The 13,725-nt window shown below is 62.7% G+C and carries 13 protein-coding genes and 1 tRNA gene; 4 read left to right on the forward strand and 10 right to left on the reverse strand.

The features are described 5' to 3' along the window. The first annotated feature begins 99 nt into the window (after nucleotides 1-99). On the forward strand, nucleotides 100-945 hold the full coding sequence (locus ACR3YK_RS01465) for a hypothetical protein (protein WP_486175485.1): 846 nt from the start codon (nucleotides 100-102) through the stop codon (nucleotides 943-945). A gap of 19 nt (nucleotides 946-964) precedes the next feature. Here ACR3YK_RS01465 and ACR3YK_RS01470 read toward each other — a convergent pair whose 3' ends face one another. Further along, nucleotides 965-1,981, reverse strand: coding sequence for a TauD/TfdA family dioxygenase (locus ACR3YK_RS01470; RefSeq protein WP_486175486.1), 1,017 nt, complete (start codon nucleotides 1,979-1,981; stop codon nucleotides 965-967). A 193-nt stretch (nucleotides 1,982-2,174) separates the two neighbouring features. Here ACR3YK_RS01470 and ACR3YK_RS01475 point away from each other — a divergent pair. After that, nucleotides 2,175-2,256 (forward strand) — tRNA-Leu (locus ACR3YK_RS01475). Between the two features lie 109 nt (nucleotides 2,257-2,365). On the opposite strand, the gene ACR3YK_RS01480 is transcribed toward ACR3YK_RS01475, so the two are convergent. Beyond that, nucleotides 2,366-3,427, reverse strand: a complete 1,062-nt coding sequence (locus ACR3YK_RS01480; protein ID WP_486175487.1) for a zinc-binding alcohol dehydrogenase family protein — start codon at nucleotides 3,425-3,427, stop codon at nucleotides 2,366-2,368. A 95-nt stretch (nucleotides 3,428-3,522) separates the two neighbouring features. Further along, complete coding sequence (locus tag ACR3YK_RS01485) at nucleotides 3,523-3,957, reverse strand: winged helix-turn-helix transcriptional regulator (RefSeq protein ID WP_486175488.1); 435 nt, start codon at nucleotides 3,955-3,957, stop codon at nucleotides 3,523-3,525. Nucleotides 3,958-4,123: 166 nt separating this feature from the next. Between ACR3YK_RS01485 and ACR3YK_RS01490 the strand changes: the two genes are divergently transcribed. Continuing rightward, entirely contained in the window at nucleotides 4,124-4,861 is a 738-nt protein-coding gene (locus ACR3YK_RS01490) for a DedA family protein (protein WP_486175489.1), read from the forward strand. Nucleotides 4,862-4,958: 97 nt separating this feature from the next. Here the strand turns inward: ACR3YK_RS01490 and ACR3YK_RS01495 are convergent, their stop codons facing one another. From ACR3YK_RS01495 to murI, 4 genes are all read right to left on the reverse strand, one after another. Next, nucleotides 4,959-5,504 carry a HEAT repeat domain-containing protein gene (locus tag ACR3YK_RS01495; RefSeq protein WP_486175490.1) on the reverse strand — a complete coding sequence of 182 codons (546 nt, stop codon included), beginning with the start codon at nucleotides 5,502-5,504 and terminating at the stop codon, nucleotides 4,959-4,961. A 46-nt stretch (nucleotides 5,505-5,550) separates the two neighbouring features. After that, nucleotides 5,551-6,147, reverse strand: a complete 597-nt coding sequence (rdgB, locus tag ACR3YK_RS01500) for an RdgB/HAM1 family non-canonical purine NTP pyrophosphatase (RefSeq protein ID WP_486175491.1) — start codon at nucleotides 6,145-6,147, stop codon at nucleotides 5,551-5,553. 3 nt (nucleotides 6,148-6,150) lie between these two features. Further along, nucleotides 6,151-6,906 (reverse strand): ribonuclease PH, encoded by a 756-nt coding sequence (gene rph / locus ACR3YK_RS01505; protein WP_486175492.1) that lies wholly within the window; start codon nucleotides 6,904-6,906, stop codon nucleotides 6,151-6,153. An 88-nt stretch (nucleotides 6,907-6,994) separates the two neighbouring features. Next, nucleotides 6,995-7,831, reverse strand: coding sequence for a glutamate racemase (gene murI, locus ACR3YK_RS01510; RefSeq protein ID WP_486175493.1), 837 nt, complete (start codon nucleotides 7,829-7,831; stop codon nucleotides 6,995-6,997). A 72-nt stretch (nucleotides 7,832-7,903) separates the two neighbouring features. Between murI and ACR3YK_RS01515 the strand changes: the two genes are divergently transcribed. Beyond that, entirely contained in the window at nucleotides 7,904-9,196 is a 1,293-nt protein-coding gene (locus ACR3YK_RS01515) for a nicotinate phosphoribosyltransferase (protein ID WP_486175494.1), read from the forward strand. Here the strand turns inward: ACR3YK_RS01515 and ACR3YK_RS01520 are convergent. The 3 genes from ACR3YK_RS01520 to ACR3YK_RS01530 form a co-directional block, all read right to left on the reverse strand. Further along, complete coding sequence (locus tag ACR3YK_RS01520) at nucleotides 9,193-9,453, reverse strand: DUF3039 domain-containing protein (RefSeq protein WP_486175495.1); 261 nt, start codon at nucleotides 9,451-9,453, stop codon at nucleotides 9,193-9,195. The two genes, ACR3YK_RS01515 and ACR3YK_RS01520, sit on opposite strands and share 4 nt — an antisense overlap. 69 nt (nucleotides 9,454-9,522) lie before the next feature. Further along, complete coding sequence (locus ACR3YK_RS01525) at nucleotides 9,523-11,094, reverse strand: hypothetical protein (protein WP_486175496.1); 1,572 nt, start codon at nucleotides 11,092-11,094, stop codon at nucleotides 9,523-9,525. Then, complete coding sequence (locus ACR3YK_RS01530; protein ID WP_486175497.1) at nucleotides 11,070-13,598, reverse strand: ABC transporter ATP-binding protein; 2,529 nt, start codon at nucleotides 13,596-13,598, stop codon at nucleotides 11,070-11,072. Before ACR3YK_RS01530 ends, ACR3YK_RS01525 begins: the two co-directional genes overlap by 25 nt. Nucleotides 13,599-13,725: the final 127 nt, after the last annotated feature.

The following is a 13,725-nucleotide window of genomic DNA, read 5'->3' on the forward strand; positions in this document are numbered from 1 at the left end:
CGGTTACGAACACCAGCCGGGCGGGCGGGTGAGTTACCCGACTCGCCCACTCGGCTGAATATCCCTTGACTTCGGATGCTTACCGCTTAGGCTGTGCGAATGATCGCGTTGTCGCTGACCTCCGCCCAGTTCGCGCGCTGGGCCATCGCTGCCTTTCTGAGCTCCGCCCTCCTCGGAGCCAACCAGTTTCTGTTTGGCAGCTATGGTGCCATCGGCACACCTCCGGCGGACTTTCCTGTCTTCGTCACCGTCGTTGGTGCCGCTGTCGGAGTTTTCGCGATCGTGCTGCTCGCGTTCGCCGCTGTCATGACAGGGTTCGCGATCACAGCCGCCTGGAGCACTCGTTCGCAGCTGGCGCGAGAGGCCTCCGCAGCGACGGTCGAGGACCGCCGCTACACTCTCGATCCGCCGGCGACCGCGCCGCTCTCGCGTCGAACGCGATTGCTGATTAGCGCCGGTGCCGTCCTGGCAATGATGGCCGTAGTCACGATCGGAATCCTGAATATTTACGTCTGGAACCCGCTTGCCAAGGCACCCGGGCTCACGCTCGACGAAATCTACGCCGCCATGACCGCAGCGGGAGAACTCGGGCCCGACCCATTGCCGTGGATTTGGGCTATCTTCTGGCCCCTCGTCACACTCGCTTTCGCAGGCCTCACGGCGTTGCCCACTTTCGCCAACATCATCACCATTCGCGGGATGCTCATCATCAATTTTGTAATTCTGAGCGTTGCGATCTTCTTCCACTGGTTTGCCGGCTTCTCCATGGGAATGGGACTCGCCGACACCTTCTTCGTGAGCGGTGCGGATGCGGCAGGCCCCGGCATGCTTCTCAGCATTGCCGGGCAACTCTGTGCGGTGGCCGCGCTCTTCCTCGCTATCGCCCCCAAACGCACAAACGCGGGCCGCCTGCCGGAGCAGACGACCCGCGTCGTAACGAACTAGCTAGCTTTCGCTGAGCCTCTTAGCTGTGAACCGCAGCAAGGGTGCGGCGGTCCTCGAGCAGCTGAGGCCAGAGCTTGCGGCGGTCGCGCACAACGAAGCCACGAGCGATGAAGCGGTCCTTACCGTCAAAGCGGGGCTCGTACATCGAACGACCGTGCATGGCGCGCAGGTTGTCGAGCATCAATACGTCGCCCGGCTGAAGCACGTGAGCATCGCGGTGCTCGATGTAGGTTTCGACAACCTTGGCGAGCAGTCGCTGAGCTTCTGCCGTGATGCCATGCATGAGGTCCTGGTCAACCAGAATGTACGGGTCGTCTTCTGGCCCACGCAAGATGGGGAAGGGCCCGCGTACGTCATCCGGGTTCGGAATGTACGGCTGGAACGACTCGTCGATCGTGGTGGCCCACAGCGGCTGGCGCAGCTTGGCAACCTCTTCAGGAGTCATGTTTGCCACCAGCTTGCGACCCGAGAAAGCGTAGGTCTTGGCGTTCTCGTCGCCGCGAAGGGCACCGAGGATGACGTAGTCAGGCTTGAAGTCAGAGAAGCACTGCTCGGTGTGAGCTTCGAGCTCCACCTTCGAGCCCTGCGACTGCTGAGTTACAGCAAGCTTGGGGTTGGGGACCATATCTTGGATGAGGTGGCCGTTGCCCTCTGCCTCGTAAGCAACCATGCTTCCGAGAAGGTGGGCAAGCATTCCCATTTCTTTTGCAAAAACGGTGCCAGCGCCGAGGCCGCTCTTGTTGTTCAGCGGGGTGTCTGTGAGGTCTTCATCGACGTACAGGCCACGCACAACCATGATGCCGGCTTCAGAGCCAACCTCAGCAAAATTCAGAACAGCGGCACGGACCTCTTCAGGCAGGCTGAAAGCCGCAGCGAGAGCCTGGCGACCGAAGTCATCCGGGTTCTCGTTAGGGTGCGCGGTAATGCGCTCAGCAGCGGTGCGAATCTCAGCAGCCATGGCGGCGTCGACAGTGAAAAGGCTCGATTGGAGCTCGTGAACGGTAATGTCGCTCTCCTTGCTTCGTGCGCTGCGCAAGCTGTTGCTCTTGGTGGCCCTGGGAAGGCGCAGTCGCGGACGTTGTCTCCATAGGGAAGACACTTCATAAATTACACCCTCCGCCCCCTAAAACACGAGGATTGCGGGGTCGGCGGGGCCGTGCACAGCAAAAATGTAGCTATGTCATAGGTGATTCGCGGTTGCCCAATCTCGCGCTAAGATTGAGCGGCCAGCGGGAGTGGTGAAATTGGTATACACGCAGGATTTAGGTTCCTGTGCTTTCGAGCGTGCGGGTTCAAGTCCCGCCTTCCGCACAACACACAACACACAGCACACGGCGTTCAACGCCCGGCAGCGAGCGCACAGAAAAGGCGCACGCCGAGCTTTTGCTCCTCGTGCGCCTTCTCCAGACCTGATTCCCGGCTAGTGAACTGTTGCCACTTCTGCGGCGACTTCCGACGTCGCCACGGTCTTGCCGATCGCGCTCCCGGTTTCCACTAGTGCGTGGGCGGCCCGCAGTTGCTCGGCGTTCAGCGGACTAAACGTGCGGGTGAGCGTGGTGCGAATCTCGCCAGCATCCACCAGATCAGCCACTTCGTCCAGCAGCTCGTGCTGAAGCACCATGTCGGCGGTGTGCTGAGCGGAGCGAGTGAACATGAGCTCCCAGTGCCAGCTGAGAGCCTTGCCCTTGAGCGACAGCAGGTCGAGACCAGCCTCGTCGTCAATGGCCACGATCTCACCAAAGGGCTTGATCAGTTCGACGATCGCGGGCAGGTTCTTGCCGGTCTGCGACGTGAACACCCAGTCCACACCCTCGGGAGCGACTGCGGCGACGTTAGCCGCAAGGTCTCCCCGGTGACTGACGACGACATCCGCGCCGAGGTCCGTTACCCAAGCACTGGTTTCTTCGCGCGACGCGGTGGCGATTACCCGCACACCCGTGAGCTTCTTGGCGAGCTGAATGAGCACCGAGCCCACTCCCCCAGCGGCCCCCAGAACCAACAAGGTTCCTGTGCTGTCCTTACTGAGCTTCAGCTTGTGAAAGAGCGCTTCGTAGGCCGTGATGGTCGTAAGCGGCATCGCTGCGGCTTCGGCATGGCTCAGACTCGACGGCTTGCGACCCACAATGCGCTCATCAACGTGGTGCATACGCGAGTAGGTGCCAGGGCGCGTGATGTCTCCGGCGTACCACACCTCGTCTCCCGGCTGAAAAAGAGTGACGTCGGGGCCGACTGCGACGACAACGCCAGAGGCGTCCCAGCCAAGAACCCGATCAGCGACTTCTCCACCAGCGCGCACCTTCACATCAACAGGGTTTACCGAAACAGCAACGACTTCTACCAGGATGTCGTGGCCGGTCGGAGCGTCAACGGTCAGTTCGGTGTCGACCAGACTTCCTTCGGTCTCAATCGATCCGCCGGTGCGAGTGAGGACGGCGGGGGCTTTCGAGCCGATGCTGAAGTGGGAGGGGGCTGACGAGTTCACTGGGGGTCCTTTGCATGGTCGCTAACGTGTAGCCCTCACGCTAAACCCTCCCTAGTGGTGACCCGCAAGGGAGGCAAGTTACCCCGAGGTAAGTGCTAGACGAGCGCTTGCGCTGACTCAGCGTGCGCTTTCTTGGTGCGCGCGTTCTCGGTGCGCGCCGACTCAGTTCGCTGAGCGTGCTCGAGTTGCGATTCGGCCCACACACGCAGCGCTTCGAGGGGCACGCCTGCTTCGCGCCCGAGTGGCGTGAGCGAGTATTCAACACGCAAGGGAACTTCGGCAAAGACCGTGCGGTCAACGATTCCGTAGTCTTCGAGCTTGCGCAGGGTGCTCGTAAGCACCTTAGGCGAGATGCCATCGAGGTGACGCTGCAGCTCGCCGAAACGCAACTCGCCGCCCAGCAACGCTCCGATTGCGAGCGCGGACCACTTACTGGCGACGACATCTAGCAGATCGCGGCAGGGGCAGGTGGCGGAGAAAACGTTGCCGACATGAACGTGGTCGTGATCGTGACTCTGGTCGAGAATCATGGCGCCCTTTCGATAGTTACTATCTCCAAGATAGCAATGGTGCCCGAGTTTGGCGAGATCCGGGGGTATTCCCCACAGCGAAGCCCCCTCAGCACCCGTTACTCTGTGAGATACATAGCTACTGTCGCCGACTACGCGCACCTAGCCGACGATTCTGGAGAACCTCTTGGTAGGCACAGCCCTCATACCGTGGCTCGATCCCCAAAACCTGATCACCGGGTTCGGGGCATTCGCGCTGCTCGGCGTTGCCCTCATTGTGTTCTCCGAAACCGGGCTTCTCGTGGGTTTTTTCCTCCCCGGCGATACCCTCTTGCTCATCACTGGCGTTCTCACCTTTGCCGGCGTCATCGAGTTCGACATCTGGTGGGTCTGTTTGGCCATCAGCCTTGCGGCGTTCCTCGGCGGAGAAGTCGGCTACCTCATCGGACACAAACTCGGCCCTAAAGTGTTCGAACGCAAAGAAACCGGGCTCTTCAGCGTGGAGAATGTGCGCCGCACCAACGCGTTTTTTGAACGGTTCGGCGGCGCAGCGGTCATCCTCGCTCGTTTCGTTCCCATCGTGCGGACCTTCGCCCCCGTCGCCGCGGGCGTCGGCCACATGGACTACCGCAAGTACTCGCTGTACAACGCGATCGGTGCTCTCGTGTGGGGCTCCGGGCTCACCTTCGGCGGGTACCTTCTGGGCTACATCCCGTGGCTCAGCGATTTCATCGTCGAGTACATCGACCTCATTCTGCTCGCCGCCGTCACCCTCACGGTGCTGCCGACCGCGTTCCACTACTTCCGCTCGTCACTCCAAGCGAAGAAGGCTCGCGAAGCCGGCCAGCCGGATACGCTCAACGATGACGAGGCCGAGGCGCTCGCCCTCAAGCCCAAAGACTTCGACCAAAACCTCGACGACTAACAACGCCGCCGGATGCTCGGCGCGAGCTAGCCCTGAAGAGCTGGTTACTGCTCAGCGCAGGTTGCGACTGAAACGCTGGTTACTGCTGAAGCGCAGGCTACGGCTTCGACGAACGCTTTCGAATAGCAGTAACGGCCTGCTGAGCTGCGCGACGCACCTCGATGTCTTCATCCTTGACCAGGGCCGAAATCACTTCAACGTCGTCGAGAGATCCGACGGTGCCGAGGGCGCGAGCCGCGGAGGCGCGAACACGAGCAGTGTCGTCCTCAAGGAGCGCCACAAGTTCGTCGTGAGCGTCGACGCGACGAGTAGCAACAACACGCGTTGCCATCTCACGTACACGCCAGGCTTGGTTAGTGAGAGCGGCGCGTACGGCATCCGCAGCACTGTCGTTCCAGGCGTGCAAGAGCGCGCGCGTTCCCCAGAGTTCGGGCCAGTACAGCACCGGAGCACCATCGAGGATGCCCTGAGCGTGCTCGCCACCAACAACGAGCAAAAACTCTTTACCCTCGTTGTTGCCTTCGAGCAGCGAAATTGCGCGCTCGACTACGGTGTCTTCGCCGTGCCGCTCGCTGGCAGCCGCAATGCGGGCTGCGATAGGGAGAGCAAGGTCAACGGCGTGGGGATCATCATGTTCAGACACGCCTCAACCCTACGTTGTTGTGTCGCTCCGCTCGACCGCTGGCCTTTTACTGCTTGTCGCCGAGCAGTTGCGCGCGCACTACCGGCATGATCGCGGCGAATGCTTGCGCTCGGTGGCTGAGAGCATCCTTCTGGTCAGAAGTGAGATCTGCCGAGGTACCGGGCTGGCCGTCGGGGCAGAAAATCGGGTCGTAACCGAAGCCTTCTGAGCCACTGCGTTCGCGCGCCACGGTTCCCGGCCAGAGCGCGAGTTCCACGAACTCGTGCGGCTCGTCGCCGGGCACCACAAAGGCGGCGGCGCACGCGAACTGGGCGGCGCGGTCATCCACACCCTCCATGTTCGTTAGCAGCAGTTCGAGGTTGTCGACGTCGTTGCGCGTTCCTGCATACCGAGCCGAGTGGATGCCGGGGGCACCGCCCAGCGCATCAACGCAGATTCCGGAGTCGTCTGCCAGCGCGGGCAACCCGGTGTTGGCAGCCGCGGCCCGCGCTTTGATGAGCGCGTTGGCTTGGAAGGTGTCGCCGTCTTCGACAGGCTCGGGGCCGTCGTAGGCTACGAGTTCGAGCCCGTCGAGAGCGGGGCCGAGGATTCGGCGCAGCTCGGCGACTTTGTGAGCGTTGTGGGTGGCGAGAACGATGCGCATTGGCTAGTTGCCTGCTGCAGCGGAGCCGGGAGCGCCCTCGGCGAGTGAGGCAACCTGAAGGGCGGTGAGGTCGGCAGCTCCCCCGACGGCGAGGTCGAGCAGCGAGTCGAGTTCGCGGCGGTCGAAGGGTGCGCCTTCGGCGGTGCCCTGAACCTCCACGAAGAGACCGCGGCCCGTGACGACAACATTCATGTCGGTCTCGGCACGAACGTCTTCGACATAGGCGAGGTCGAGCATGGGCTCACCATCGATGATTCCGACGCTCACGGCAGCCAACGAGTCGAAGAGAGCCTTCGAGTTCTTGCCGATGAACTTCTTCTCACGGCCCCATTCGATGGCGTCGGCGAGAGCTACATACGCACCCGTGATTGCTGCCGTGCGGGTGCCGCCGTCGGCCTGCAGTACGTCACAGTCGATCACGATGGTGTTTTCGCCCAGAGCCTTCATGTCGACGACAGCGCGCAGGCTGCGACCGATGAGGCGCGAGATCTCGTGGGTGCGACCGCCGACCTTGCCCTTGACGGCTTCACGGTCCATGCGGCTGTTCGTGCTGCGGGGCAGCATCGAGTACTCGGCGGTAACCCAGCCTTTACCCTTGCCCGCCATCCAGCGCGGTACGCCGTTCGTGAAGGATGCCGTGCACAGCACCTTGGTCTTACCGAACGAGATCAGTGCGGAGCCTTCAGCCTGGTCGCTCCATCCGCGCTCGATCGTGACCTTGCGCAGTTCGTTATTTTCGCGGCCGTCGTGACGTGACATCTGTCTTCTCTCTCTCGGGGAAATCTGGAGTGTGGGGTGGGCGCGAAGGCGGAGTGCTCGCCGCCGGTGCGGCGGAGCATCCGAATCGCTAATTGAGGTCGGGCAGGCTAATCACGCCAGTGTCGAAAGTCTCGACGCGCACGATGTTGGGCCCCATGAACCGCGAGGCGAGGCGCGTGAAGCCAAGCTTGTCGGGCCCCGTGGCTTCGAAGGTGTGGCGGGCCGGTTCGGTGGAATCGCGCAGCAGATTGTGCGCGACGAGAGTGCTGTACACGTCGTAGGCGGTTTCTTCGGCGCTCGAGACGAGGGTTACTTCGCGACCCATCACGTACTGGATGGCCGCGGAAATGTGCGGGTAGTGCGTGCATCCGAGCACGAGAGTGTCGATCTCGGCGGCCTTGAGCGGTGCAAGATAGTCCTCCGCCACCGCGAGCACTTCCGGCCCGGTCGTGACTCCCGCTTCAACGAACTCGACAAAGCGCGGGCAAGCCTGGGTGAATAATTCGATGTCGGATGCCGCAGCAAAGGCATCCTCGTAGGCACGCGACTTGATGGTGCCGGTCGTGCCGATCACTCCGACACGGCGATTGCGGGTCTGACGCACTGCCGCCCTCGTCGCGGGCTGGATCACTTCGACCACTTCGATGCCGTAGGCCTCGGTGTAGCGCTCCCGGGCATCCCGCAACATTGCTGCCGAGGCGGTATTGCACGCGATCACGAGCAGCTTCACGCCGTCGTCAACCAAGCGGTCCATGACTTCAAGAGCGTAGCGGCGAACATCCGCTATCGGCTTGGGTCCATACGGTGAGTGAAGGGTGTCACCGACATAAACGATGGACTCGTGCGGCAACTGGTCAATGATGGCGCGGGCTACGGTCAGGCCGCCGACTCCGGAATCGAAAACGCCAATGGGTGCATCAGTCACGCCTTCAATCGTAGTGGTGGATGCCCGAAGACTCCCCGCCAACGGTGAGGGACCGTCGCGTACGCTGGTCGGGTGAGTACCGCTCTGCTAACAGACCAATACGAGCTGACCATGCTCGACGCCGCAATCGGCAGTGGCCGCCACGAACGCCAGTGTGTGTTCGAAGTGTTTGCCCGCCGCCTGCCCGATAGCCGCCGTTACGGCATTGTCGCTGGCACCGGCCGCCTACTCCAGCTGATCGAAGAGTTCCGCTTCGGCGACGACGAGCTCGGCTTTCTCGCACGCAATTCGATCGTGAGCGCCACGACCATCGACTGGCTTGCCAACTACCGCTTCACGGGAGACATCAGCGGGTATCGCGAGGGCGACGCCTACTTCCCCGGCTCCCCCGTGCTCACCGTCGAAGGCACTTTCGCCGAGGCAGTGCTGCTCGAAACTCTTGCGCTCAGCGTGCTGAACTACGACTCAGCCGTGGCATCCGCTGCTGCGCGCATGGTGTCTGCCGCCGGCGCGCGGCCCATCGCGGAGATGGGATCGCGGCGCACGGGAGAACGGTCGGCCGTGGCATCCGCTCGCGCCGCCTACATTGCGGGCTTCAGCGCCACCAGCAACCTCGAAGCGGGGCGCAGCTGGGGCGTGCCAACGATGGGCACCGCCGCCCACTCGTTCACGCTGCTGCACGATTCCGAAGAAGAAGCTTTTCAAGCCCAGGTGAACGCACTCGGCCCCTCGACCACGCTGCTCGTCGACACCTACGACGTGGAGAACGCCGTCGAGCTCGCGGTGAAGGTGGCCGGCACCGGGCTTGGCGCTGTGCGCATCGACTCCGGTGACCTCGCCACTCAGGTTGCGTCGGTTCGCGCTCAGCTCGATTCGCTCGGCGCCACAAAGACTCGCATTACCGTCACGAACGATCTCGATGAGCACGCCATTGCTGCGTTGCGCGCCGCCCCCGTTGACTCGTTCGGCGTTGGCACCTCGGTCGTCACCGGTTCGGGATCCCCGGCCGCTGGCATGGTCTACAAACTTGTCGCTCACCACAACGACGCGGGCGAATGGGTGTCGGTTGCCAAGAAGTCCACCGCCAAGGCGACGGTAGGCGGCCATAAGGCGGCGATTCGCACGCTGGAAAACGGCGTTGCGTCATCCGAACTGATCTATCAGACTCAGGATGCTCGACCCGATGTTGAGGGCCGCGGCTTAATCGTGCCGCTCATGTCGGCGGGAACGGCGGATGCCCAATGGCTCGGTGATGGCGGAACGCTTGCCGCGCGGGATCACCGCGAGAATGCCATGGCCGAGCTACCGCAAACAGCCTTCCGGCTTTCTCGCGGCGAGCCCGTGCTGCCCACGCTGTATCGCTAGGGCTTCATCTTTTCGTACACCTCTTTGCACGTGGGGCAAATGGGAAACTTTTCGGGGTCCCGACCGGGCGTCCACAATTTGCCGCACAGCGCACGGATCGGCTTGCCTGAGAGCGCCGATTCCATGATCTTGTTCTTGGGCGCATAGTGCGAGAAACGCTCGTGGTCGCCCTCCTCAACCTGCTCTTGGTTGAGCAGCTCTTCAAGTTCGCGGTCGAGCGTGTCGGTTCCGCCGCCTGTGATGTCGGTGTCAGCCATGGGCTCATTCTACTTCCGTCGCGGTGAGCTGGTGTCTGTGATTCTGCTGACACGGCTCAGTGGGGTTTGTCAGTTTTGTGAGGAGAGCGCCAGCAGCTCTGGGCCGCGGCGCACCATGATGCGGCCGCCCCAGTACACGCCGATGACGAGCACGAGCAGCCCGAGCGCTACGCCAACGATGAACGCAGCCCAGTGCGGTTGCAGTTCGGTGAAGGGGTTGAAGAACACCACGGCGAGCACGGGAAGTGCGAACAGGATCGAGAGCGCGAACGTGAAGGATTGCACGGTGGCCGCGTTCGAGACGAGGGCCTGGGGCTGGATGAAGGCACCGTGCCCGGGCAGCGGCGCTGCGTAGGGGAAGGCGGCGGAGCTGACGCTCGAGATGCCGAGCCCGGCGAAGAGCACGCAGAGGCTGAGCCCGATCAACCCCGGAAGTGCTTCGTCGTTGCCGACGATGACGACAGTAATGATGCTTCCGACCACAGCGAGCGGGATACCGACGAGGAGGTTGGGGACGATGCGACCCCAGCGGTCGTCGGCTCCGCGCGTATGTGCTGAAACGTGTGTCCAGAGTGCCGTGTTGTCGTGGGCGACATCGTTGTGGGCACTCCAGCCGAGGAACAGACACATGACGGGCACGGGAATCCAGGCGATGACATCGGCACCGATCCCGCCGACGAGAAGCGCTGCCACCATTCCGATGGGAATGATGGGGATGGCAGCGAGAGCAACAAAGTAGCGCGCATCCCGAGCCCAGTAGCTGAGGCTGCGGGCGGCGATTGCTCCGAGAGGTGTTGCCGGCATGAGACGAAACCAGCCCAGGCCCGAACGGTAGGTTTCGACGGCGCTGCGTTCGGGTCGAGCCAGAACATAGCTCATGAGGAAGTACCAGCAGGTCGCAAGAATCGCGAGGAACCCGAGAGCGATTGCGAGCTTGGCAACAACGTCACTGCTGTCACCGGTTGCCGCTGACGCTGGCGCGCTGAAGGCAACACCAAGAGGCGTCCATTCCAGAACCGCGGCGACTCGGCGAATCACAGGTAGCACTTGCGATTGATAGTCGGCGAGCGCCAACATCACGGCGATCGGTAGCGAGGCCACGACGAGGGTGATCGCTACGATGCCGAAGCCTTCGCGTAGGCGGCGGGTGCTCAGGTAGCGGGCGGCGATGAGGCTCGCGAGGCGCGCTCCGACTACCGCCGTGGCAATCACGATGAGCCCTGAAAGCACCGAGATGAGGGCTGATGCGACGGTTCCCGACCAGGCGACGATTTGCGCGATGGTGAGCCCCACCAGCATGACAGTGGGGATGCTGATAGCGCCGACGAGCAGCAGCAGGGCTGCGAGCTTGATGCGCGTCAGCGGCAGGTACGAGAAGCGGCGCGGATCGAGCGGGTCATCCGCGTTCCAGCCGAGTGGCATCACAAGGAATCCAATAAGTACCGCCGAGCCAAAGACCACGAGGGTTGCTCCGGCAACTTCTACAGTGGTGTTCCGCAAGTTCGCTACAGCGGAGATCGCAATGACAAAAAGTACGGCGCTGTAAATCAGCACCAATCCCATGGCAGCGGCGACGAGCGGCCCCCGGCGAAAGGCGTTCGCCAGCAGGGTGAGTTTCAGTCGGAGAAACTGCTTAACCACTCAAGCCCTCCTCCGCTGGAATTCTTGCCGGTCAGTTGCACGAAGCGGTCTTCGAGCGACATTCCGTTGCGTACTTCGTCGATGGTGCCGTCGGCAAGCAGCTTGCCTTCAACAATGACCGCGACGTGGCTGCAGACGCGTTGCACGAGTTCCATGCGGTGGCTCGAGAGCAGCACGGTGCCGCCGGCGTTGACATACTGCTTGAGGATGCGCGTGACGGTTGCGGCCGAAACCGGGTCAACCGATTCGAATGGTTCGTCGAGCACGAGCAGCCGCGGCGAATGGATCATGGCGGCGGCGAGCGCAACCTTCTTGAGCATTCCCGACGAGTAATCGCTGACGAGGCGTCCCATGACGTCGTCGAGTCCGAAGGCCGTCGCGAGGTCGGCGGAACGTTTGCGCACCTCGGTCGAGTTGAGACCGCGCAGCACTCCCGAGTAGTAGAGCAGTTGTGAGCCGGTGAGGCGGTCGAAGATGCGCAGACGGTCGGGCAGCACGCCAATGGAGCGCTTGGCTACCTCTGGTGATTCCCACACGTCGACGCCGTTGACGCTCGCGTTGCCCGAGTCGGGGCGCAGCAAGCCGGTGATCATGGAGAGCGTCGTGGTTTTACCGGCGCCGTTGGGGCCAACAATTCCGTAAAACACTCCCGCGCGCACGCTGAGGCGAATGTCGTCAACAGCAACCGTGTCACCGAAGTCCTTCGAGAGTCCGTTCACCTGCAAGACAACTTCTTCGGATGTCGCTTCGAGCCCGTGAGAAACGGTGGCGTCCACGGCAACCAGAGCCGCGCTCGCGTCCTCCGTTTCGGAAGCTACCACGTCATCGCTCTCGAGTTCGACCGCAATCGTCGGATTGTCCGAGCTGAGTTCCTCGTCCTCCGGCGCAGCAGTCTCGGGCTCTGCCTCTACAGGCACGGCCGTCGTTGACTCCGCGGCGTCCGCTCGCGCGGCGTCGTCGGTATCGGCTTCGGCTTCGGCTTCGGCTTCGGTTTCGTCAGCCTTTTCTGCCCCGTTGGGCTTGTCTGCCTCGTCAGCACTCTCAGCCTCGTCAGCACTGTCAGCCTCGTCAGCACTGTCAGCCTTGTCTGCTTCGTCAGCACTATCGGTCTCGTCAGCACTGACAGCTTCGTCAGCCTTGGTTTCGGCTACATCAGCTTCAGCATCAGCCGTCTCAGCCACAAGGCGCTCATCCTCAACGCGCTCTGCTTCTGCTGCTACGTCTGCCCCTTCAACTGCAGCTTCAACTTCGGCTTCGGCCTCAGCCTCGGCCTCGGCCTCGGCCTTTTCAGCTTCGGCCCGTTCCGCTTCAAACTTGTCGGTCTCGGCCTTGTCAGCCGCAGCTTTTTCGTCTGCGAGCTTCTGCGCGGCAGCCTTCTGAGCGGCAGCTTCGGCGGCCGGAGCCGCAAACTGCGAGGCGAGGGCGCGCAAGCGCGCCAGGCCGGCAAGTACAGCATCCGGCTTCTCTTCGGCAGCAGGCGCCTCGTCGGTGTCTTTCACGTCTGCCGTGGCTTCCACGGTGTCGTCGGCAAAGCTTTCTGTGTCGCTTGCGTTTTGGGCAGCGTCGCCGACCTCTGAGGCGTCAGTGTCTGCGTCACGCGCATCAACCTGCGCGGTCTCGACTTCAGCCTCTGCCGCCTCGACAGCGTCTACTTCAACAGCCCCCGCCGCGTTTTCAGCGTTCTCGACAGCGCGACCGGCGGCGGCGTTGTCAGTGGGCGCGGTCCGCTTTGGTGACGTGGACCGCGCACTCGCGGGCTTTGCGCCCGTCGGCGTCACGCCAGTCGACTTCGGGGCACTCGGTTTCGGGGCACTCGGCTTGGGAGCGCTCGGCTTGGGAGCACTCGGCTTGGGAGCACTCGGCTTGGCGGCCTCGGGCTTGGCGGCCTCGGGCTTGGCGGCCTCGGGCTTGGGCTCCGCAACCCGCGCAGCGTCAGTCTCGGCAGCAGCGGCAACCTCGTTGGGCGCCTCATCCGCGACATGCACCGACTCGCTCGTGCTGTTGTCGCTGCTGGTGAGGGTGCGCTCGGCATCCTCGGCTGCGGTAACAACGGTCTCCGGCTTCGCGCCAGCAGCGCGCGAGGCGGGCTTCTTGGCTGCGGCAGGCTTGGAGGTTCTGGAGTTCTTCGTGGCCGAAGTCTTTGCGCCAGCGCTGGCAGCAGGCGACGACTTCGACGCGGGGCGCTTTGCCGCAGCACTCGGCTTGGCGGCGCCCGGCTTCGCGGTAGCGCTCTTCGCCGCTACGGATGACGGCTTCGGAACCGTCGACTCTTCGGGAGCAGGCGTCGCGTTGGTCGCGGCGGCGCTCGTCGAGCGGGCAGGCGTCTTACGGGCTGCAGGCTTCTTGGCGGCAGGCTTACGAGTAGCAGAAGCTGAGGGCTTGGCGGCAGACGATTTCGCTTGAGAACCACGGGCCGTTGCCGGCTTTCGGGTGCTGCTCGCGGGCTTCGTTACCGGCGTTTCAACAGTCTTCTTGCCCTCGTCGGGTGTCTGGGCATTTTCCACTGTCCAAACCTACCAAGCAGTTGCCGTGAGAATGAGCGTGTATCACAAATAGGCAACAACCCAGTTAAATCTATGGAGTTCTCGGGCAGCACCGTTAGCCTGACTATCGCACAAAGGTGTGTCGATT

Source organism: Salinibacterium sp. 10G20-15, assembly GCF_057365065.1.